Source organism: Leisingera sp. NJS201 (genome assembly GCF_004535885.1).
Classification (GTDB): domain Bacteria; phylum Pseudomonadota; class Alphaproteobacteria; order Rhodobacterales; family Rhodobacteraceae; genus Leisingera.
The window spans coordinates 3891227-3910066 of record NZ_CP038234.1; the positions used below are offsets into that span (position 1 = coordinate 3891227).

An 18840-nucleotide genomic window follows, 5' to 3' on the forward strand; every position below is an offset into this window, starting at 1 on the left:
TGGGCAGCAGTGTGCTGTGCGGGATCCTTGGCGGGGCCTCGCAGCCCCGCCTGAGAGCTGTCAGTTGGTGGTTTCCAGCCCATCAGGGCGCCCGGCAATCGCAAAATGCAAACCGTCAGGATCCATGAACTCCGCGGCAAAGCGGTTCACATCTTCCAGCGTGACCGCGCTGATACGGTCGTTGCGGGTTTCCACATAGCTGATTGGCAAATGGTCCATCTGCATACCCGCAAGGATTGAGGCAATACGGCCATTGCCGTCAAAGCGCAGCGGATAGGCGCCGGTCAGATAGGTCTGCGCATCCTTCAGCTCTTTCTCTGTCACACCTTGTTCGGCCATCCGGCGCCATTCATCGCGGATCACCTCGACCGCTTCGGCCATCTTGCCGTTAGCCGACGCCACCGATCCCATATAGACCGCCGCCAGATCACGCGGCACCAGATAGGAGTAAACCCCATAGGTCAGCCCGCGCTTTTCCCGCACCTCGGTCATCAGCCGTGTCTCAAAGGAACCGCCCCCCAGGATCTGGTTCATCACATAAGCAGTGAAGAAATCCGGATCCTCGCGCTTGATCCCCTTTTGGCCGAACAGCGCCACAGATTGGGGGGTGTCGAAATCCACAACAGTGACGCCGCCCGCGATAGTGACCTCAGCCGGACCCGGAATCGGGTCGCCCTCCGCCGGCAAAGCGCTCAGCAGCTCATCCAGGAGCACGCCGAGCTCCTCGGCGGTGATATCGCCCACCGCACTGACGTACAGCCTGTCCCGGGCAAAAACCGCCTCATAGGCGTCAAAAATATCCTGCCGGCCAAGTGCGGAAACGGTCTCCTGCGTTCCCTTGCCGTCGCTGGCGTAAGGGTGGTCGCCAAAGGCCATCCGGGAGAAGGCCTCGCCCGCGATTGTGTTCGGATTTTTGGCATCAGAACGCAAACCCGCCAGCACCTGGGCCCGGACCCGGTCCAACGCATCCTGGTCAAACCGCGGCTCGAACAGGGTCTGGCGCAAAAGGGCCACTGCATCCTGTCGGTTTTCGGTTAGGAAGCGGGCGGAAATGGAGACTGAATCCTTGTCAGCATCATAGGAAAACTCCGCCGCCAGGGATTCCAATGCGCGGGCATAATCCTGTGCCCGCAGATCACCGGAGCCTTCCTCAAGCAATCCAGTCATCAGGTGCACCGCCCCGCGTTTCCCGGGGCATCCAATGAGGTGCCGCCGCGAAAGCGCAGCTCAAGAGCGGAGAAGGGAATCGCATGGTCCTCGACCAGCCAGGCGGTGATACCGCCGGGAGAGGTGACTTCCTCGATCTTGACTCCGGCCCATGCGGGCAGTGCCATGCAGCAGGCCACCAAGGACGCGGCGATTAGTTTCAGCAAGGTCATTGGGTTACCTCCTGGCCACGCGTCATCCAACCGGTGACTGATGTTTCAGGCCGCAGAACCTCATTGGCGGCGGCGATGATCTCATCCGCGGTGACCGATTGCAGGATCTTCGGCCAATCCTGCACATCCTGCACTGTCAGCCCAATGCTGAGCGCCTGGCCATAGCGGTTGGCAATTCCGTTCACGTTGTCGCGGTCATAGATTTCGGCGGCGCGCAGCTGCAGCTTGATGCGCTCCAACTGGGCTTCGTCCACTCCTGCTTCCAGAAAGCGGGCGATAGTGGCATCCAACGCCTCCTCGGCCTGATCCATGCTGATGCCCTCAGCCGGAACCACAAGAAAGGTGAAGGACGTATCATCCAGCGAGCTGCCCGAATAAAAGGCACCGGAGTAGACGGCGACCTGCTGGTCGAACTGCAGCGCATTGGCCAGATAGGAAGTGCTGCCGCCGCCCAAGAGTTCAGCCAGCAGATAAAGCGCAGCAGCTTTCTGCTGGGCGCCGCTGTCGCGTTCCGGCGCCAGATAGGAGCGTTGCACATAGGGCTGGGCGACGCGCGGATCCTGATAGGTGATGCGGCGGGCTGCCGTCTGAGGCGGCTCCTGGCTGCGGAAGCGCTCCGGCAAGTCCGGGTTGGCTGGGATCGCGCCATAATACTGCTCGGCCAGCGCCTTTACATCTTGCGGCTTCACATCGCCGGAGACCACCAGGATGGCGTTGTTGGGCGCATAATAGGTGCGGTAAAAGGACAGCGCGTCCTCCATATCCAGGCTTTCCATCTCGTGGCGCCAGCCGATCACCGGCTGGCCGTAACGGTGATTCAGATATTGCACCGCCTGCAGCTGTTCGCGAAACAGGGCCACCGGGTCGTTGTCGGTGCGCTGGTTGCGCTCTTCCAGGATGACCTCGCGCTCGGTGGCGATATCCTCTTCGCTGAGCCGCAGATTGGACATCCGGTCGCTTTCCATCTGCATCATCAGCTCCAGCCTGTCGGCGGCGACGCGCTGGAAATAGGCGGTGTAATCATAGCTGGTAAAGGCATTGTCCTGACCGCCGTTGGCCCGCACGGTGGCCGACAGCTCCCCCGGTGCCAGTTTATCGGTGCCCTTGAACAGCAAATGCTCCAGGAAGTGGGCAACTCCGGACTGGCCCGGCGGCTCATCCGCGGAACCGGCCCGGTACCAGACCATCTGCTGCACCACCGGCGCACGATGGTCTTCAAGCACCACCACTTCCATGCCGTTGTCCAGGGTGAACGCGGTCACCGCCTCATCTTCGGCCCATAGCGGGCCAGTCAGGGCAGCAGTCAGCGCTGCGGCGGCCAATGTGATCCTTTGGATCATCTGGCATCCTCCAATTTCTGCACGTTTGCCCTTGCCTGGCACCGTGCGGTTACTGCTCTTTTGTTCAATGCAGCCACAATTCGCCACCCATTGCCAGCAGAAAGACTGCTGTCAACCTACGCTGCTGCTGGCGTCTTACAAGACTGGCTGGCAGAAAAGTGAGGATCAGAAACCGTCAACCGGCGGTGCGGATGGGGTAGCAGCCCCGGCACGGCGGAATTGTTCGTTGGCGGCATGCGGGTCCAGCGTCTGCTTCTTGTAAAGCTGCTCGTAGCGATCCACCGGCAGCAGTTTGATCCGGCCCACACGGCGGTTGCGGTGGCGGAATTTGGAGTCCTCTTCGGCGACCGTTTCACGCACGCCCGGTTCCACACCATAGCGGCTGGACGCTGTCACCAGGGCCGCATCGCTGGAGGGAATACCGCTGCCAGGAACCAAGGCGCCGGGTTTGCCGCCCAGGGCAGCAACCGCTTCGGCTTGCGGATTGGGATCCGTCAGATTGGCGCCGCCGGGTGTCGGGGCCGGCAGGCTGCTGTAGCTTTCCGGCGTGCTTAGCGGCTTGGAGGGCAGAACCAGGAATTCATCCGGGCCGGTGCCGGGCTTCTGGATGAGGCGCAGCCCCTTTTGCCCGCAACCGGCCACAGCCAGTGCGCCTGCCAGAACGATCACTCCGAACGGGATCCGCATTACCCCAAACTCCTGCCTGTTTCTCAGCGCTTTTAGCGCAATTGCCCAGCGAGGTCTACGCAGGCTTTTTGCGCCGCCCGTCAAAGAAAATCAGCCCCGCTGCGCCAGCAAAGATGAAGATATCGGCAACATTGAACACAAACGGGTTCTGGATGCCGCAGCACGATGTGTTCAGGAAATCCAGCACGTACCCGTACAGCAGACGGTCCGCGACATTGCCCAGCGCGCCGCCGATCACCAGCCCGGCCGCGAGCTGCATGCCCCGCGCCGCCTTCTGTGAGCGTGCGATCCAGATCACAAGGGCCAGGCAGATCGCCAGTGACATCCCGATCAGCATCCAGCGCGATGCCTCGTCTCCACCGCCGAACAGACCGAAGTTGATGCCGTTATTCTCGCCGTAGCGGAAATTCAGAAACGGCGGCAGCACGTCGATCCGGTGGCGCTGGTCCAGCCCCATCCAGTGGATCACCAGGTATTTACTTGCCTGATCCGCCAGAAACGAAAGGCCGACGCCCCAGATCATCCAACGTGCTGCCATGTCTTAGCTCTGCCTGCTTAGTGGCGGAAGTGGCGCATGCCGGTGAAGACCATGGCCAGGCCCGCCTCGTTGGCCGCCTTGATCACCTCGTCGTCACGCATCGAGCCGCCCGGCTGAATGACGCAGGCGCCGCCAGCAGCTGCAGCTTCCAGCAACCCGTCCGCAAAGGGGAAAAACGCATCCGAAGCGACTGCGCAGCCCTTGGCGAGGCTTTCTTCCAGACCCAGTTCGGCGGCCATGCGGCCGGCCTTGGCCGCAGCCACATTGGCGCTGTCCAAGCGGCTCATCTGGCCGGCGCCGACGCCAACGGTGGCGCTGTCCTTCACATAGACGATGGCGTTGGATTTGACGTGTTTGGCGACTTTCCAGGCAAACAGCATGTCCTGCATCTGGGCATCAGACGGAGCCTTTTCGGTCACCACCTTCAAGTCCTCCATGCCGACGTAGCCCACGTCCTTGTCCTGTACCAGCATACCGCCGGCCACCTGTTTGTAGGCGGTGATGGCTTTGCGCGGCTCGGGCAGACCATCCGTCAGCAGCAGGCGCAGGTTCTTTTTGGCCGCGAAGACCGCCTTAGCCTCCTCCGAAGCACCGGGCGCGATAACTACTTCGGTGAAAATCTCGGTGATCTTGGCGGCGGTTTCGGCGTCCAGCGGCTGGTTCAGCGCGACAATACCGCCAAATGCGGAGGTGCGGTCGCAGTCAAACGCCTTCTGATAGGCCTCGGCCAGGGTCGCGCCCTTGGCCACGCCGCAGGGGTTGGCGTGTTTGATGATCGCGACAGCGGCGCTGTCGGCAGGATCGAATTCCGCCACCAGCTCATAGGCCGCGTCGGTGTCGTTGATGTTATTATAGCTCAGTTCTTTGCCCTGCAGCTGCACCGCGGTGGCCACGCCGGGGCGGTTGCTGCCATCGGTATAAAAAGCCGCCTCCTGGTGGCTGTTTTCGCCATAACGCAAGGTCTGCTTCAGCTCGCCCGCAAAGGCACGGCGGCGCGGGGTTTTCTCTTCAATCGCGGTTGCCATCCAATTCGACACGGCAGCATCATAGGCTGCGGTACGGGCATAAGCAGTCTGCGACAGGCGCTGGCGGAAAGCATAAGACGTCTGACCGTCGTTCCGGTCCAGCTCTGCCAGCAGCGCCTCATAGTCCTGCACATCGGTCACCACGTTCACGAACAGGTGGTTCTTGGAGGCCGCACGGATCATCGCCGGGCCGCCGATGTCGATGTTTTCGATCATCTCGTCATAACCGGCACCGCGCGCCAGGGCCGCTTCAAACGGGTAGAGATTCACCACAAGCAGGTCGATGGCACCGATGCCATGTTCGTTCATTGCAGCAACATGAGTATCATTGTCGCGCAGCGCCAGCAGGCCGCCATGCACCATCGGGTGCAGGGTCTTTACGCGTCCGTCCATCATTTCCGGAAAACCGGTCACTTCCGAGACATCCTTGACCGTTAGGCCGGCTTCACGCAGCGCCTTGGCAGAGCCGCCGGTGGACAGCAGCTCAACACCGCGCGCAGACAGCGCCTTGCCCAGCTCGATCAGGCCGGTCTTATCGGATACGGAAAGCAGCGCACGGCGTACGGGGTGAAGGTCGGTCATGGCAGGGCGGTCCTTTTCAAAGGCTCAGTCAAACGTCTCGGGTTCGTCCCGGTTCAGGTCTCGCACGGCAATGGCAGTCTCCTGCGCTTTGCTGAGCGTCCACCGGATACGCGTCGCATACTCCATCGCGCGTCCGGATAAAACGATCTGCTTTGCCGCACGCGGCTTTAAGCGGGTCTTTTCCAGGAAAACGCTCGGCTCCAGCCGCAGCCGGCAGGTTCCGTCATGGCGGAACACCCAGATTTCCCCGCTCTTGAGCGCCATGGATACCGCGGCGCCGCCCAAGTCAAGGGCCGCGTCCACCTCAGGGTGCAAATGCAGGCGGAGGTCAAAGCCGACGCCGCCTTCAGCGCTGGTATCCCGCACCTTGGTGAACTGGCGCTTGGCAGCATCGTCCAGCGCCACCAGCATGTCTTCGCCGCTCAGGGCCCGCCCGTCAAACGACAAATCCAGGGTCCGCGCATGGGTCAGCCCGAAATGAGAAGCATAGCCATTGTGCCCGCCCTGAAAACGGCAGCTATCCGCCAGGTCGCTGACCTCCAGCGGCACCTCATCAGGGGCTTCGATCAATTCCTCATGGCCAGTGGTCTTGTGTGGCGCGGCCAGCCGGGCGCTGGAGTGCCCCTCGATGCACAGCGTGGAATGCGAGGGCGTGGCGCGCCCGGCCCGGCGCCATTCGACGCCAAAAGTTTCACCCGATCCGCAATTCACAATCAGAGGCCGCCGCCCTGATGTCAGCTCAAACGCCAGGGTCGAGGCATGACCATAGTTTGACGCCTTGCCCTTGGGCGGCGCCGAGGCATCGACAAGTACCGAGGTCCGCCGCGCAGACAGCCGGGCAAACCCCATTGCCAGCCCATCCGCATGGCGATCAGCCACATGACTGGCCGCAAGGGCATGGTCCAGCCGCCCCTCCAATCCGCGGCCGCCGCCATGGAACCGTGCCAGCCCGCCATCACTGTGGCGCAAGGTGCGCAAAGTGGGGGCGATCCGCTCAATCGCATTGATATGCGCAGGCGGCACTGCGCGCCCGGCTTCATGCAGGGCAGCCGCGGCCCAGGTCAGCAGGGTGAAAACCTCCAGCAGCTCTTCTGGGTTGCGGGTCGGCAACCCGCCCTGGTCATCAATCTGCGCCTCGCATTCTGCCGCCAGCGCGCGGACCGCCGGGTCGGCCAGCTCTTCGCGTCCCTGCAGGGCAAGACCCGCATAGATCAAGCCGCATAATGCCTCGAACCGGGGCAAACCCGGCGCAGCCCCCTGCCAGCGCTGTGCCAGGAACCAGGTCTGTTGCGACAGCGAATGATAAAAGGCTTCGGTCTCGTCTTTTTCCTTGCCGCTCAGCAGGAACAGCGCGTGGTTGATCCAGCGGATCACCCGCCGCCCGGTCAGATCGGGCAGCCAGGCCAGCCCGCCGCTGCGTCCGTGCTGCTGGATCCAGCCCCAGACCCATTTCTGCGCTTTGGCGCGGGCCTTGAAATCCCCGACCGCCGCCAGGTCGTCGAGCCAGGAAAAACCGTGCCGCTCTGCATCGAAAGCTGCATCCGGGGCGGCAACCTCCCACAATCCGGTGTCAGGCGATTCGACCAGATACCCAGCAAACAGCAGGTTGCCAGCCACCAGCTGACGGCCACGGGCAAAGCTGCCGATGGTGCGCGGCTCGGGCTGCGAGACAAAGCCGGTAGCAGCCGGCTGGCTGCGCGCCCGCCAAGCGTAATAGCTGTTCAGCAGCCGGGTGCCGCGGCCGGCCATTCTGTCAAAAGTGGACATGCTCTTTTTGCCTCACGCCGGATTTTGCCAGGGCGTTTTGGCGCGAGCATAACGCGAGGGGCGGTTCAAGTCACCGGCGAAAACCGGGGACGCACCAGGGTCACGCGGATTTGCGCAAAAGGGCCATATAGAACCCATCCATGCCACCGCGTTCCGGCCAGTAGTCGGGGCGCAAGCGCAAGCCGCCCTCTTCGCTGATCCAGTCCGGAACCACGCCGGGCACCTGCAATCCTTCGCGGTCGACTGACATCTCCGGGAACATGTCCAGCGCTTCCTCCACCTGGCATTCGCCCTCATCCGGCAGCAGGGAGCAAGTGCAGAACATCAGCCGCCCGCCAGGTTTCACCAGGGTCCAGGCGTGGGCCAGCATCTGCGCCTGCAATTCGATCAGGGCGCCAAAGTCACTGCCATCTTTGGCCTGCGGAAGATCCGGGTGGCGGCGGATTGTGCCGGTGGCCGAACAGGGGGCATCCAGCAGCACGGCATCGAACTGGCCCTGCTGTTCCAGTGCGTCGCCCACAACCAGCTCCGCTTGCAGTCCAGTGCGGGTCAGGTTTTCCCGGAGCCTGGACATGCGGTTTTGGGAGACATCCACTGCGGTCACATTGGCACCCGCGGCTGCCATCTGCATGGTTTTACCGCCCGGCGCTGCGCAAAGTTCCAGCACCTGCTCGCCTGGGCGAACATTCAGAATGCGGGCGGGCAACGCGGCGGCGGCATCCTGGATCCACCAGTCGCCGGTCTCATATCCCGAAAGCGCCGATACCTGTCCGGCATTGGCGATCCGCACAGAACCGGTGGGCAAGATTTCCCCGCACAAAGCGCTCAAGTCCGAATTGGGTTTAGCCGTTACATCCAGCGCGGCACCGGCGAAATGCGCGGTCTCCATGCCCAGCATCGCCTCCGCCCCCCAGGCCTGCACCAATGGTTTGCGCAACCAGTTCGGCAGACGCGGCACACGCAGCTTGGCCCATTCCGCCGGACCGTCCTCTGCCACCTTGCGCAAGACTGCATTAACCAGCCCCTTGAGCTGCCCATGCCGCCGGTGCTTGGAGACGATGGCCACCATAGCATTCACAACACCGTGCGCCGCGCCGCCCGAACACAATTCCACCGTTCCCAGCCGCAACACATTCAGCACGGTCATTGGCGGTGTTTTCTTCAGATGCTTCTTCAGCACCCGGTCAGCGCGTTCCAGGTTGCGCAGGGTTTCCCCAGCCAGCCGCTGCGCCCGTGCCCGGTCTTCCGGCGCCAACTTCTCCAGTGTACCTGCGGCATAACATTCCGCCAGCAGCCGCCCCTCTCCCAGAACCTGATCCAGCAGGTATACCGCGGTGCGGCGGGCGTGATTGGCGTCTGACATCTGGCAACTCCTCAGGGCGCGGCTTGTTTGCGCGGGACAGGGGCGTATATCATGGGCCAAGCATAAAGGAACCCGCGATGAGCGACGATACTCCACTTGGTACAAATGGCCTGCCTCCCGCCGCCCTGCGCGCATTGGCCGAAGCCGAAGAGCGCCGCAAGGCAGCCGAGGCGCAGGAGCCGCGCCCCAAGGAGCTGGGCGGACGCGATGGACCCGATCCAGCCCGCTTTGGCGATTGGGAGAAAAAAGGCATCGCAGTCGATTTTTGAGCCGCGGCCGGGGGCTTTGCCCCCTCGCAGGCGCTGCCTGCTCACTCCCAGAGTATTTTCCCAAAGGTGAATGACCTTCATCTTTTCAAAAATACTCACGTCCCGCTGCCGGCAGGCGGCTTTGCCGCCGAGAGGCGAGGGGCGGCCCCCAGGGCCGCATTTCAGACCTCAGAGCCCCAGCACATCCACCATATCATACTGTCCCGCCCCCTTGTCCTGGCCCCAAAGCGCAGCCTTCAGCGCGCCGCGGGCAAAAATGGCGCGGTCGGTGGCCATATGGCGCAGCACGATACGTTCGCCAGCGGCGGCAAACAGCACGTCATGCTCGCCCACGATGTCGCCGCCGCGGATGGCGGTGAATCCAATGTCGCCGCGCTTGCGGGCGCCGGTGATGCCATCACGTCCGGAATCGCGCACATCTGACAGATGAACCCCGCGGCCTTCGGCTGCGGCTTCGCCCAGCATCAATGCAGTGCCAGACGGAGCATCGACCTTGTGGTGGTGGTGCGCCTCGATCACTTCAACATCGAAATCCTCGTCCAGCGCCGCGGCGACCTTCTTGGTCAGCTGCACCAGCAGGTTCACACCAAGGCTCATGTTGCCGGCGCGCACGATCACTGCGTGCCGGGAGGCCGGCTCCAATTGGGCGATCTGCGCATCCGTCATGCCGGTGGTGCCGATCACATGCACCGCGCGCGCTTGGGCTGCCAGTTTGGAAAAATTCAACGTCGCTTCCGGCGATGTGAAATCAATCACCGCTTGCGCTTTGGAAAAAGCCTCCAGCGCATCCGACGTGACGGTGACACCAACGGGAGCGCCGCCCATTGCTTCGCCCGCATCGCGGCCGACCCAAGCATGCCCTTCACGCTCCACCGCGCCGGTCAGCGTGGCCCTATCGCTTTCCAGCACCGTCTTGATCAGCATCTGCCCCATGCGGCCTGATGCGCCGGTAATCACAATCCCTGGTTTGTGAGTCATTGGCCAATTCCCTTGTTCAAGCTGGATTTGTCCTACATTGCCGGGCAGCGCTTGGCAAAGCCCGCAATCCGGCATAGATCGGAAATATGGCAAAGAACAAATTCCAAGATGGCCCCGGCCCTTCCCAGCGCCAGCTTCGCGTCGGCGAACTGATCCGCCGCTCTCTCTCCGAGGTGCTGGCGCGCGGAGATGTGCATGACCCGGACCTGAACCGCATGTCGATCACCGTAGGCGAGGTGCGCACCTCGCCGGATCTGAAAATCGCCACTGCCTTTGTGCTGCCTTTGGGCGGCAAGGGGCAGGAGGATGTGCTAAAGCTCCTCGCCCGGAACAAGGGTGAGCTGCGCCGCGCGGTCGGCAAGAAGCTGGGACTGAAGTTCGCCCCGGATCTGCGCTTCCGGCTGGATGAAACCTTTGATCAGATGGACGAGACCCGCCGGATGCTGTCCCAGGACGCGGTGCGCCGCGACACGGAAGAGTGATCCGCAAGGCCGCTTTGCTGCTGGCCGCGCTCTGGGCCGCCCCGGCCGCAGGCGCGGTGGAATGCAGCGATGCGGCCTACGAGGGCAACCGGTATTCGATCTGCGAGGTGGATGCATCACGGGAGCAGCTGCGGCTGTTCCTGCGCGATGGCGAGGGGCAAGTCTACGGGCATTTCTCCACGCTCGACACGGCGTTGGCGGAAGACGGCAAAGCGCTGGTATTTGCCACCAATGCCGGGATGTATCACAGCGACCGCTCGCCCGTGGGTCTCTATGTTGAAGACGGCGCCGAAGAAATGCGGCTGGTCACCAATGCAGGCCCTGGCAACTTCGGCCTGCTTCCCAATGGCGTCTTCTGCATCCGCGAAGGCCGGGCTGATGTTTTCGAAACCTTTGCTTTCGGCAAAGCCGCCCCCGCCTGCGCCTATGCCACCCAATCCGGGCCGATGCTGGTGATCGATGGAGAACTGCATCCGCGGTTCCTGCCCGATTCGGACAGTTATTATGTGAGGAACGGGGTCGGCACCTCAGCCGATGGCCATCGCGTCGTCTTTGCCATCTCGCGCAATGCGGTGACGTTTCACCAGTTCGGCAGCCTGTTCCGGGATTACCTGAAACTGCCAAACGCGCTGTATTTCGACGGCAACATCTCGCGCCTGCATGCGCCTGAGCTGGGCCGCAGCGATGCGGGATTCATGATGGGGCCTGTTGTGGGCGTGGTCGAGGACGCCCCGGCCGGCGAATAGCCCTCTTAACCCGGACGTTTGCGCATCTGCCGCACCATCGGAATCGAGTAGATAACCAAAGCGGCCCAGATCATCGGGAAGGCGATCATCCTGGCACGTCCGAATTCCTCGCCAAACAGCAGTACCGCAGCCAGCATGATCATAGTCGGTGCGATGTATTGCAGGATTCCCATGGTCGACAGCCGCACCAGCTTGGCCCCGTTGGCATAGATGATCAACGGCACCGCGGTGACAACACCGCACCCAAGAAGCAGCGAGGTGTCGCTGAAAGAGCCGCCAAAGCTGCTGCTGCCGGTCGCAGCAAGATAGGCAAAATAGCCCAGCGCCGGGAACAGCAGGATCAGTACCTCCAGCAGAAAACCCTGATTGGGGCCGATCGGCAGCGATTTTTTGAAAAACGCATAAAACCCCCAAGTCAGCGTCAGCCCAATTGAGACCCAAGGCACGCTGCCGGCTTCGACCGTCAGAACAACCACTGCAGCAGCGGCCAAAGCAACAGCGGCCATTTGGGCCTTGGTGAGCGGCTCACGCAGCAGGAAGGCGCCCAGGGCAATGCTGAATAACGGATTGATATAGTAGCCCAAAGCCGCGTCCAACGCCCGGCCAGAGGCAATCGACCAGACATAGATCCCCCAATTCACCGAAATCAGCGCCGCAGTGATACAGGCCATGCCCAGCATCCGAGGACTTTTCAGCGCCGCCTGCAGATCCCGTGTCCGCCGCAGGATGAGCAGAAGCGCCCCAGCGACAGGCACTGACCAGATTACCCGGTGGGTAACAACTTCAGCTGCGGAATGTGCGACAGCGCTTTCATGTAAAGCGGCAAAAATCCCCACATCAGGTAGGCCGCAATGGCAAAAGCCAACCCGCGGGCGTGTCTGTATTTTCGAAGGCCGGCTGTGTCATGCGGAAGTTCCTGTCCAGGACACTGTTATGGCTGGTTTTTACCGGGTTGAAACTTTGTTTTCCGTGATAACGGGTATTCGCTGCCTTTATGGGTCCGCCGGCATGCCGTTCCGGACTCATTACGCAACAAAACGGCCCCGGAAACCGGGGCCGCAGTGCAAATCGGGGCAAGCAGTTTGGGCTAAAACCGCCCGTCAGGCTTCAAGCGACCGGCGCAGCATCTCCACGTCTTCGGCGATCTGGCCGTCAGTGGTTTTCAGCTCCTCGATGCGCTTCACACCATGCATGACTGTGGTGTGGTCGCGCCCGCCAAAACGGCGGCCGATTTCCGGCAAGCTGCGGCTGGTCAGCTGCTTGCACAGGTACATCGCCACCTGACGCGGGCGGGCGTAAGAACGCAGGCGCTTGGGGCCGATGATGTCGGACATGCGGATATTGTAGTACTCGGACACCTTGCGCTGGATCTCCTCGACAGTGATCTTTCGCTCGGAGGCCCGCAGCACGTCGGCCAGGCAGTCCTGGGTCAGGTCCATGTCGATCTCGCGGCCTACCAGCGAGGCAAAGGCGAACAGGCGGGTTAGAGCGCCTTCGAGCACCCGCACATTGGTCGAGATGCGGTGTGCCAGGAATTCCAGCACGCCAGCGGCGATGCACAGGTCCGGATAAGTTTTGCGCTGTTGCTCCACCTTGGTCTGCAAGATGCCCAGGCGCAGCTCATAGTCGGTCGGGTGCAAATCCACCACCAAGCCGCACTGCAGGCGGGATTTCACCCGGTCTTCCAGATCCTTGATCTCGCCGGGGGCGCGGTCGGCCGAGATGATGATCTGCTTATTCTGATCCACCAGCGCGTTGAAGGTGTGGAAGAATTCCTCCTGGGTGGAATCTTTGCCGGCGATGAACTGCACGTCATCCACCATCAGCACATCGACGGAGCGGAACAGGTGCTTGAAGTCCATCATCTTGCGCTCGCGCAGCGCTTGCACAAAGCGGTACATGAACTGTTCCGCCGACAGATACAGCACGTTGAGCGACGGGTTCTTTTCCTTCAGCTCCCAGGCTATGGCGTGCATCAGGTGGGTCTTACCCAGACCAACGCCGCCATATAGCACCAGCGGGTTGAAGGTGACCGGGCCGCCTTCGCCAACGCGGCGCGCGGCAGCATGAGCCAGTTCGTTCGGCTTGCCCACGACAAAGCTGTCGAAGGTAAAGCGCGGATCCAGCGGAGCCGCCTGCAGCGCTTCAAGCGTGTCCTTGCCACCCGCAGATGCCGGCACAGCAGCGGGTGCTGTCATCACCGCCACGTCGCCCTGTGCGCCGCCATAGACATCAGCCGCTCCGGCGGTGTCTGCCGGACGTGCCGGGCTGTTGGCAGCAACCCGGAAGGCCAGGCGCTGAACCGGCTCACCGGACATCGCCAGCTCATGCAGAATCAGATCCGCAAAGTTCTGGCTGACATAGTTCCCCATGAAATTCGTCGGCACCTTGAAGACAGCAACGCCTCCGTCCACGGTGTCAAACTCCAATGGCTCAATCCAGGTTGTGAAATTGTTCTGGCCGACCGTCTTCAACAGCCGGTTTCTGAGCTGTCCCCATTTTTCTTCTGTCATGCTGCGCCTCACGCGTCCCCAAAAAAGCAGCGGCCCCTTGGCCGGGCCAATTCTATTCTATCTTACCCCCAACCACCCGGGAGGCATTCACGCACAGGGGTTATGTGTGCGGACCAGCAGTGGCCGCATTACCCGAAGGCTGAAAGTTCGCACAAACAGCAAAAACAGCCGCAAGAAGCGGCGGATTTGCCGTGACGAACAGTATCGCACACAATTGAGACAAGGCTGCTGTCCTAAACCAACACAGCAGTGGATCCCGGTCAGAACAACGCACGTATGTGCCGTCTGTACCGGATAACCTGGCAACCTTGATGCCCGTCAAGATTGCCGCAAGCAGCCTGTCCCCCCAGCGAGTGAATCGCTGTCCTATTGGTAGCAATTCGAGGGGGCGGCAGCAACGAAACTATGATGTTGACTCTGCCTTTGGCGACAAAGAATCTCTCGCGCCTGCAGAACACCGCCGAGGGTTTTCCCAAAAAACAAGGCGCTGCAATCTGCAGCGCCCTGACAACTTTTCAACTCTGCTTGAGCTTGCCCAGCAGCGCGAATCTCAGGCCAGTGCCTTCACGCGTGCGGACAGGCGCGAGATTTTGCGGGAAGCGGTGTTTTTGTGGTACACACCCTTGGTAACACCGCGCATCAGCTCGGGCTGAGCAGCGCGCAGAGCTGTGGTTGCAGCTTCTTTGTCGCCGGAAGCGATAGCTTCTTCAACTTTACGCAGGTAGGTGCGGATGCGCGAACGACGGGCTTTGTTGACGGCAAAGCGCTTTTCGTTCTGACGTGCGCGCTTCTTGGCCTGGGGCGAATTTGCCATGGTGTTTGACCTTATCTCGGGTTCTGTTTCTATCGGACGCAATGCCAGCCAAACCCGGGTCACTAAACCGGTGTGATTCTAGCCAGAGCGGGCTGCACGCGCATGTATGGGGCGGCATTTATCCAATCCGGTGCAGAATTGCAAGGGCGCTGGCCCGGAAAGCAAAACGGCGGGCCCATCCGCCCGCCGCCCTGTTACTTCAATCGCAAGCTGGACTCACTTGTCCCGGAACTGCGCCTCACGCTTTTCCAGAAAGGCGGCCATGCCCTCTTTCTGGTCTTCGGTTGCAAACATCGAGTGGAATACCCGGCGCTCGAACAGCAGCCCCTCGTTCAGCGGCAGCTCGTAAGAGCGGTTCACCGTCTCCTTGACTGCCATCGCTGTCAGCAGCGATTTTTCGGCGATCTTCTGTGCCGCTGCGGTGGCTTCCTCGATCAGCTTCTTGGCCGGCACCACGCGCGACACCAGGCCGGCGCGTTCGGCTTCCTCGGCGTTCATGAAGCGGCCGGTGAGGTTCATATCCATCGATTTGGACTTGCCCACAAACCGGGTCAGACGCTGTGTACCGCCAATTCCTGCAACGACACCCAGATTGATCTCAGGCTGGCCGAATTTGGCAGTCTCAGCAGCGATAATGAAATCGCACAGCATCGCCAGCTCGCAGCCGCCGCCCAGCGCATAACCGGCCACTGCCGCGATCACCGGCTTGCGAATGGCAGAGATCCGGTCATTGGCATCGGCAAACAGGTTCGTGGAGAACACTTCGGTAAAGCTCATCTCCGACATCTCTTTGATGTCGGCACCGGCGGCAAAAGCCTTTTCCGAACCGGTCAAAACGATGCAGCGCACCTTGTCGCTTGCATCGGCCTCCTCCAAAGCGGCGCACAACTCACCGATAAGTTCCTTGTTGAGCGCGTTCATCGCCTCTGGGCGGTTCAGTTTTATGAGGCAAACGTGGTCCTGCACATCGACGTTGATCGTCTCGTAGGCCATGATTTCTCTTTCGGTTGTTCCGTTCAAATCCGAGTCCTTACCAAAAGGGGCACTCTGATCAAGCTATCTTTGGCACTTTACACAGTAGAAGGTAGAGCGTCCGGACTGAGTGATTCTGGCAATTGACCCGGTGCAACCCGCACGGCGGCAAGGTTCGCCCTCGCGCCCGTAAGCATCGAAAGAATGTTGAAAATATCCAAGTTCACCAGAGGCTTGCCGAAAATCCTTGAGCGACGATCCGCCTGCACGAATGGCATCCTGCAACACTTCCCGGATGATCGGAACCAGCGCCGCAACCCGATGCGCGGCAATCTGCCCAGCCTTGCGGCGTGGCGAAATTCCCGCACGGAACAAAGCTTCGCAGACGTAAATGTTACCAAGGCCAGCAATGATTCCCTGATCCAGTAATGCAGATTTCACCGGCGTGTTGCGACCCTGGAAGGCGGCAACCAGATGATCCTCGTGAAAATCATTGCCCAGCGGCTCCGGCCCCAGCACCGCCAGCAGTTTGTGGGACTCGGCAGTCGCCGTCTCCAGCAGATCCATCGCCCCGAACCGGCGCGGATCGTTGAAGGTGATGCGGGCGCCGTTGTCCATATCCAGAACCACATGATCGTGCTTTACTGCTTGAGGGTGCTCATGCGTGAACTGCCCCAGCGGATCACCCGACACCGTCATCCGGCCCGACATGCCAAGATGAATGAGCAATGTCTCATCCGTATCGAGGTCGGCAAGAATGTACTTCGACCGCCGCCGCAGCCCATTGACCCGCGCACCGGTCAGCCGCTCGGCCATCCGCTCCGGAAACGGCCAGCGCAGGTCCGGCCGGTTCACAGCCGCATTTGTGATCACCGCCCCCTCCATCGCAGGCGCCAATCCGCGTTTCACTGTCTCGACCTCGGGCAATTCTGGCATTACACCCCTCCTGAACCAACGGGCCGCATTGTGCCTGCCCTCCAGCGCCTTATAACAAGGGCGGAATTCAGCAAACGGCAAGCCTCATGAGCGATAGCAGCGACAACACCACCCATTTCGGGTTCGAAACCGTCCGCGAGGAGGAAAAGGCCGGCCGCGTGCAGGGGGTCTTCAACTCGGTCGCCTCAAAATACGACATCATGAACGATGTGATGAGCGTCGGCATCCACCGGGTCTGGAAAGACGCGATGATGGACTGGCTGGCGCCGCGCCCCGATCAGCGGCTCTTGGATGTGGCGGGCGGCACCGGCGACATTTCCTTCCGCTTCCTGAAGCGCGCAGGGTCCGGTCATTCCACTGTGTTCGACCTTACCCGCCCGATGCTGGAGGAAGGCCGCAAACGCGCCGAGGCAGAGCAGATGGCGCACAGCCTCGACTGGGTCACCGGCGATGCGATGAAGCTGCCGTTCAAGGACAACACTTTCGACGTCTACACGATCTCTTTCGGCATCCGGAACGTAACCCGCCCGCAGGAGGCCCTGAACGAGGCTTACCGGGTGCTGCGCCCCGGCGGGCGGCTAATGGTGCTGGAGTTCTCGCAGCTGCCGAATGACGGGCTGCAAAAGCTTTATGACCTCTATTCCTTCAATGTGATTCCACGGATGGGGCAAATGATTGCCGGCGATTACGACAGCTACCAGTATCTGGTGGAATCGATCCGCAACTTCCCCGATCAGGAGACTTTCCTCGGAATGCTGCGCAAAGCAGGCTTTGAAAACGCCAAGTACCGCAACCTGTCGCTGGGCATCGCCGCCCTGCATTCCGGCTGGAAGATCTGACCTATGCGCGGTCCCCACAACATTCTGCGCCTGATCCGCACAGGCGCCACTTTCGAGCGCACCGGCGCCATGCATTCGGTGCTGGAGGCGTTTGAGGCCCCCAGGCCCCTGCGTATCCTCGCCCGCACCCTGGGCTGGCCGTTCAAATGGCTGGGCTACAAGGGCGATCCCGCGATGCCGCCCGAAACCCGCGCGCTGAACGCCCTGGGGCCTGCCTATATTAAATTCGGGCAGGTTCTTTCGACCCGGCCCGATGTGGTGGGCAAGGATCTCGCCCGCCAATTGCGGGTGCTGCAGGACAAGCTGCCGCCGTTCTCCCGCGCCGAGGCGCTGGCCGAAGTGGAAAAAGAACTGGGCCGCCCGGTCTCGGAGGTTTTCTCGGAGTTCAGCGACCCCATCGCCGCGGCCTCCATTGCGCAGGTGCACCGGGCCACCCTGGCGGACTCCGGCGATGAAGTGGCCGTCAAGATACTGCGGCCCGGTATTGAGCGCGCCTTCAACCAGGATGTGGACGCCTTTTACTTCGCTGCCCGCATAGCCGATCTTTTTGCGCCCGGTGCCCGCCGCCTGAAACCGATGGACGTGATCGAGCATTTCGACGGCGTGGTGCAAGGGGAATTAGACCTGCGCCTGGAAAGCGCCGCCGCCTCGGAATTTGCCGCCAATACAGTGAATGACGAAGGTTTCCAGCTGCCTGAGATCCGCTGGGGCTATTCCGCCCGCCGGGTAATGACGATGGGCTGGGCGGACGGCGTTGCGCTGGGTGACAATGACGCGCTGGATGCAGCCGGCCATGACCGCCGGGTGCTGGCCGACCGGGTGCTTTCACTGTTTCTCCGCCACGCACTGCGCGATGGTTTTTTCCACGCCGACATGCATCAGGGCAACATGAAGGTCGCGGCAAACGGTGACATTATCGCCTATGACTTCGGCATCATGGGCCATATTGATGAGTACACCCGCCGGGTCTACGCCGAGATCCTCTATGGTTTCATCAAACGCGACTACAAACGCGTCGCCGAAGTGCATTTCGAGGCCGGTTATGTATCCGCCTCCCACGATGTGGATGAATTCGCCCGCGCCTTGCGCGCGGTGGGAGAGCCGATCTTCGGCATGGATGCCTCGCAGATCTCCATGGGGCGGCTGCTGAACTATCTGTTTGAAGTCACAGAGCGTTTCGGCATGGAAACCCGCACCGAGCTGATCCTGCTGCAACGTACCATGGTGGTGGTCGAAGGCGTCGCCCGCTCGCTGGATCCGCATATCAACATCTGGGAAGCCGCCCAGCCGGTGGTCGAGGATTACATCAAGAAATCAATCGGCCCGCGCGCCGTGGTTTCCGACCTATTGGACACCGCCAAGGTGATGGCCCGGTTTGGCCCCCGGCTGCCCGCGCTGGTGGAACAGGCGCTGATCGCACAAGCAGCGCAGAACGGGACACAAAAACGCAAGCTGAACAGCTGGGTAACCCCGGCTGTTCTAGGCGCAGCCGGCGGAGCAAGCCTCTGTGCCGTTGTTGCCCTTCTGCTGTGAGCGTGCAAACGCCCCAACGGCACGGTCTTCTTTCTGGTCTGAAATACCCCAGGGGTGAGCGCCGCAAGGCGCGAGGG

At 61.5% G+C, this 18840-nt stretch carries 16 protein-coding genes and 2 pseudogenes; 5 read left to right on the forward strand and 13 right to left on the reverse strand.

All coding sequences use genetic code 11. The annotated features are described in order from the left end of the window. Positions 1-60: 60 nt before the first annotated feature. The 7 genes and pseudogenes from ETW23_RS19225 to ETW23_RS19255 all read right to left on the reverse strand — a co-directional run bounded on the left by ETW23_RS19225 (position 61) and on the right by ETW23_RS19255 (position 8681). A pseudogene (locus tag ETW23_RS19225) lies at positions 61-1379 on the reverse strand (M16 family metallopeptidase). Then, positions 1376-2719 carry a pitrilysin family protein gene (locus tag ETW23_RS19230; RefSeq protein ID WP_129369218.1) on the reverse strand — a complete coding sequence of 448 codons (1344 nt, stop codon included), beginning with the start codon at positions 2717-2719 and terminating at the stop codon, positions 1376-1378. The pseudogene ETW23_RS19225 and the gene ETW23_RS19230 overlap by 4 nt, the downstream one beginning before the upstream one ends. A 165-nt stretch (positions 2720-2884) precedes the next feature. Continuing rightward, positions 2885-3406, reverse strand: coding sequence for a DUF3035 domain-containing protein (locus ETW23_RS19235; RefSeq protein WP_134830947.1), 522 nt, complete (start codon positions 3404-3406; stop codon positions 2885-2887). Between the two features lie 55 nt (positions 3407-3461). Beyond that, on the reverse strand, positions 3462-3944 hold the full coding sequence (gene lspA, locus ETW23_RS19240) for a signal peptidase II (RefSeq protein ID WP_134830948.1): 483 nt from the start codon (positions 3942-3944) through the stop codon (positions 3462-3464). Positions 3945-3961: 17 nt separating this feature from the next. Beyond that, on the reverse strand, positions 3962-5551 hold the full coding sequence (gene purH / locus ETW23_RS19245; protein ID WP_134830949.1) for a bifunctional phosphoribosylaminoimidazolecarboxamide formyltransferase/IMP cyclohydrolase: 1590 nt from the start codon (positions 5549-5551) through the stop codon (positions 3962-3964). A 24-nt stretch (positions 5552-5575) separates the two neighbouring features. Next, positions 5576-7318, reverse strand: coding sequence for a heparinase II/III family protein (locus tag ETW23_RS19250; protein ID WP_134830950.1), 1743 nt, complete (start codon positions 7316-7318; stop codon positions 5576-5578). Positions 7319-7418: 100 nt separating this feature from the next. Beyond that, positions 7419-8681, reverse strand: a complete 1263-nt coding sequence (locus ETW23_RS19255; RefSeq protein ID WP_134830951.1) for an RsmB/NOP family class I SAM-dependent RNA methyltransferase — start codon at positions 8679-8681, stop codon at positions 7419-7421. A gap of 77 nt (positions 8682-8758) precedes the next feature. On the opposite strand from ETW23_RS19255, the gene ETW23_RS19260 reads away from it, so the two are divergent. Then, on the forward strand, positions 8759-8950 hold the full coding sequence (locus tag ETW23_RS19260; protein ID WP_134830952.1) for a DUF1674 domain-containing protein: 192 nt from the start codon (positions 8759-8761) through the stop codon (positions 8948-8950). 168 nt (positions 8951-9118) lie between these two features. Here ETW23_RS19260 and dapB read toward each other — a convergent pair whose 3' ends face one another. Next, on the reverse strand, positions 9119-9928 hold the full coding sequence (dapB, locus tag ETW23_RS19265) for a 4-hydroxy-tetrahydrodipicolinate reductase (protein ID WP_134830953.1): 810 nt from the start codon (positions 9926-9928) through the stop codon (positions 9119-9121). Between the two features lie 86 nt (positions 9929-10014). Here dapB and rbfA point away from each other — a divergent pair, with 86 nt between their 5' ends. Continuing rightward, positions 10015-10410, forward strand: a complete 396-nt coding sequence (gene rbfA / locus ETW23_RS19270; RefSeq protein ID WP_129369210.1) for a 30S ribosome-binding factor RbfA — start codon at positions 10015-10017, stop codon at positions 10408-10410. Then, positions 10407-11156: a phosphodiester glycosidase family protein gene (locus tag ETW23_RS19275; RefSeq protein ID WP_205877310.1), complete on the forward strand. Its 750-nt coding sequence runs from the start codon at positions 10407-10409 to the stop codon at positions 11154-11156. Before rbfA ends, ETW23_RS19275 begins: the two co-directional genes overlap by 4 nt. A gap of 5 nt (positions 11157-11161) precedes the next feature. Here ETW23_RS19275 and rarD read toward each other — a convergent pair. The 5 genes and pseudogenes from rarD to mutM form a co-directional block, all read right to left on the reverse strand. Continuing rightward, positions 11162-12062, reverse strand: a pseudogene (rarD, locus tag ETW23_RS19280) (EamA family transporter RarD). 194 nt (positions 12063-12256) lie between these two features. Beyond that, entirely contained in the window at positions 12257-13669 is a 1413-nt protein-coding gene (dnaA, locus tag ETW23_RS19285) for a chromosomal replication initiator protein DnaA (RefSeq protein WP_134830954.1), read from the reverse strand. A gap of 550 nt (positions 13670-14219) precedes the next feature. Continuing rightward, complete coding sequence (gene rpsT / locus ETW23_RS19290) at positions 14220-14483, reverse strand: 30S ribosomal protein S20 (protein WP_134830955.1); 264 nt, start codon at positions 14481-14483, stop codon at positions 14220-14222. A 216-nt stretch (positions 14484-14699) separates the two neighbouring features. Beyond that, positions 14700-15476, reverse strand: a complete 777-nt coding sequence (locus ETW23_RS19295) for an enoyl-CoA hydratase (protein WP_129372784.1) — start codon at positions 15474-15476, stop codon at positions 14700-14702. Positions 15477-15539: 63 nt separating this feature from the next. Further along, positions 15540-16391 (reverse strand): bifunctional DNA-formamidopyrimidine glycosylase/DNA-(apurinic or apyrimidinic site) lyase, encoded by an 852-nt coding sequence (gene mutM, locus ETW23_RS19300; protein ID WP_134830956.1) that lies wholly within the window; start codon positions 16389-16391, stop codon positions 15540-15542. 86 nt (positions 16392-16477) lie between these two features. Between mutM and ubiE the strand changes: the two genes are divergently transcribed. Continuing rightward, positions 16478-17230 carry a bifunctional demethylmenaquinone methyltransferase/2-methoxy-6-polyprenyl-1,4-benzoquinol methylase UbiE gene (gene ubiE / locus ETW23_RS19305; RefSeq protein WP_134830957.1) on the forward strand — a complete coding sequence of 251 codons (753 nt, stop codon included), beginning with the start codon at positions 16478-16480 and terminating at the stop codon, positions 17228-17230. A gap of 3 nt (positions 17231-17233) precedes the next feature. After that, positions 17234-18763, forward strand: coding sequence for a 2-polyprenylphenol 6-hydroxylase (gene ubiB / locus ETW23_RS19310; RefSeq protein WP_134830958.1), 1530 nt, complete (start codon positions 17234-17236; stop codon positions 18761-18763). Positions 18764-18840: the final 77 nt, after the last annotated feature.

Coding starts and splice junctions, on each gene's coding strand:
- mutM (WP_134830956.1), bottom strand. CDS start 16,391: ATGCCAGAATTGCCCGAGGTCGAGACAGTGAAACGCGGATTGGCGCCT.
- ETW23_RS19260 (WP_134830952.1), top strand. CDS start 8,759: ATGAGCGACGATACTCCACTTGGTACAAATGGCCTGCCTCCCGCCGCC.
- dapB (WP_134830953.1), bottom strand. CDS start 9,928: ATGACTCACAAACCAGGGATTGTGATTACCGGCGCATCAGGCCGCATG.
- rpsT (WP_134830955.1), bottom strand. CDS start 14,483: ATGGCAAATTCGCCCCAGGCCAAGAAGCGCGCACGTCAGAACGAAAAG.
- ubiE (WP_134830957.1), top strand. CDS start 16,478: ATGAGCGATAGCAGCGACAACACCACCCATTTCGGGTTCGAAACCGTC.
- ETW23_RS19235 (WP_134830947.1), bottom strand. CDS start 3,406: ATGCGGATCCCGTTCGGAGTGATCGTTCTGGCAGGCGCACTGGCTGTG.
- ETW23_RS19255 (WP_134830951.1), bottom strand. CDS start 8,681: ATGTCAGACGCCAATCACGCCCGCCGCACCGCGGTATACCTGCTGGAT.
- ETW23_RS19250 (WP_134830950.1), bottom strand. CDS start 7,318: ATGTCCACTTTTGACAGAATGGCCGGCCGCGGCACCCGGCTGCTGAAC.
- ubiB (WP_134830958.1), top strand. CDS start 17,234: ATGCGCGGTCCCCACAACATTCTGCGCCTGATCCGCACAGGCGCCACT.
- ETW23_RS19230 (WP_129369218.1), bottom strand. CDS start 2,719: ATGATCCAAAGGATCACATTGGCCGCCGCAGCGCTGACTGCTGCCCTG.
- purH (WP_134830949.1), bottom strand. CDS start 5,551: ATGACCGACCTTCACCCCGTACGCCGTGCGCTGCTTTCCGTATCCGAT.
- dnaA (WP_134830954.1), bottom strand. CDS start 13,669: ATGACAGAAGAAAAATGGGGACAGCTCAGAAACCGGCTGTTGAAGACG.
- rbfA (WP_129369210.1), top strand. CDS start 10,015: ATGGCAAAGAACAAATTCCAAGATGGCCCCGGCCCTTCCCAGCGCCAG.
- lspA (WP_134830948.1), bottom strand. CDS start 3,944: ATGGCAGCACGTTGGATGATCTGGGGCGTCGGCCTTTCGTTTCTGGCG.
- ETW23_RS19295 (WP_129372784.1), bottom strand. CDS start 15,476: ATGGCCTACGAGACGATCAACGTCGATGTGCAGGACCACGTTTGCCTC.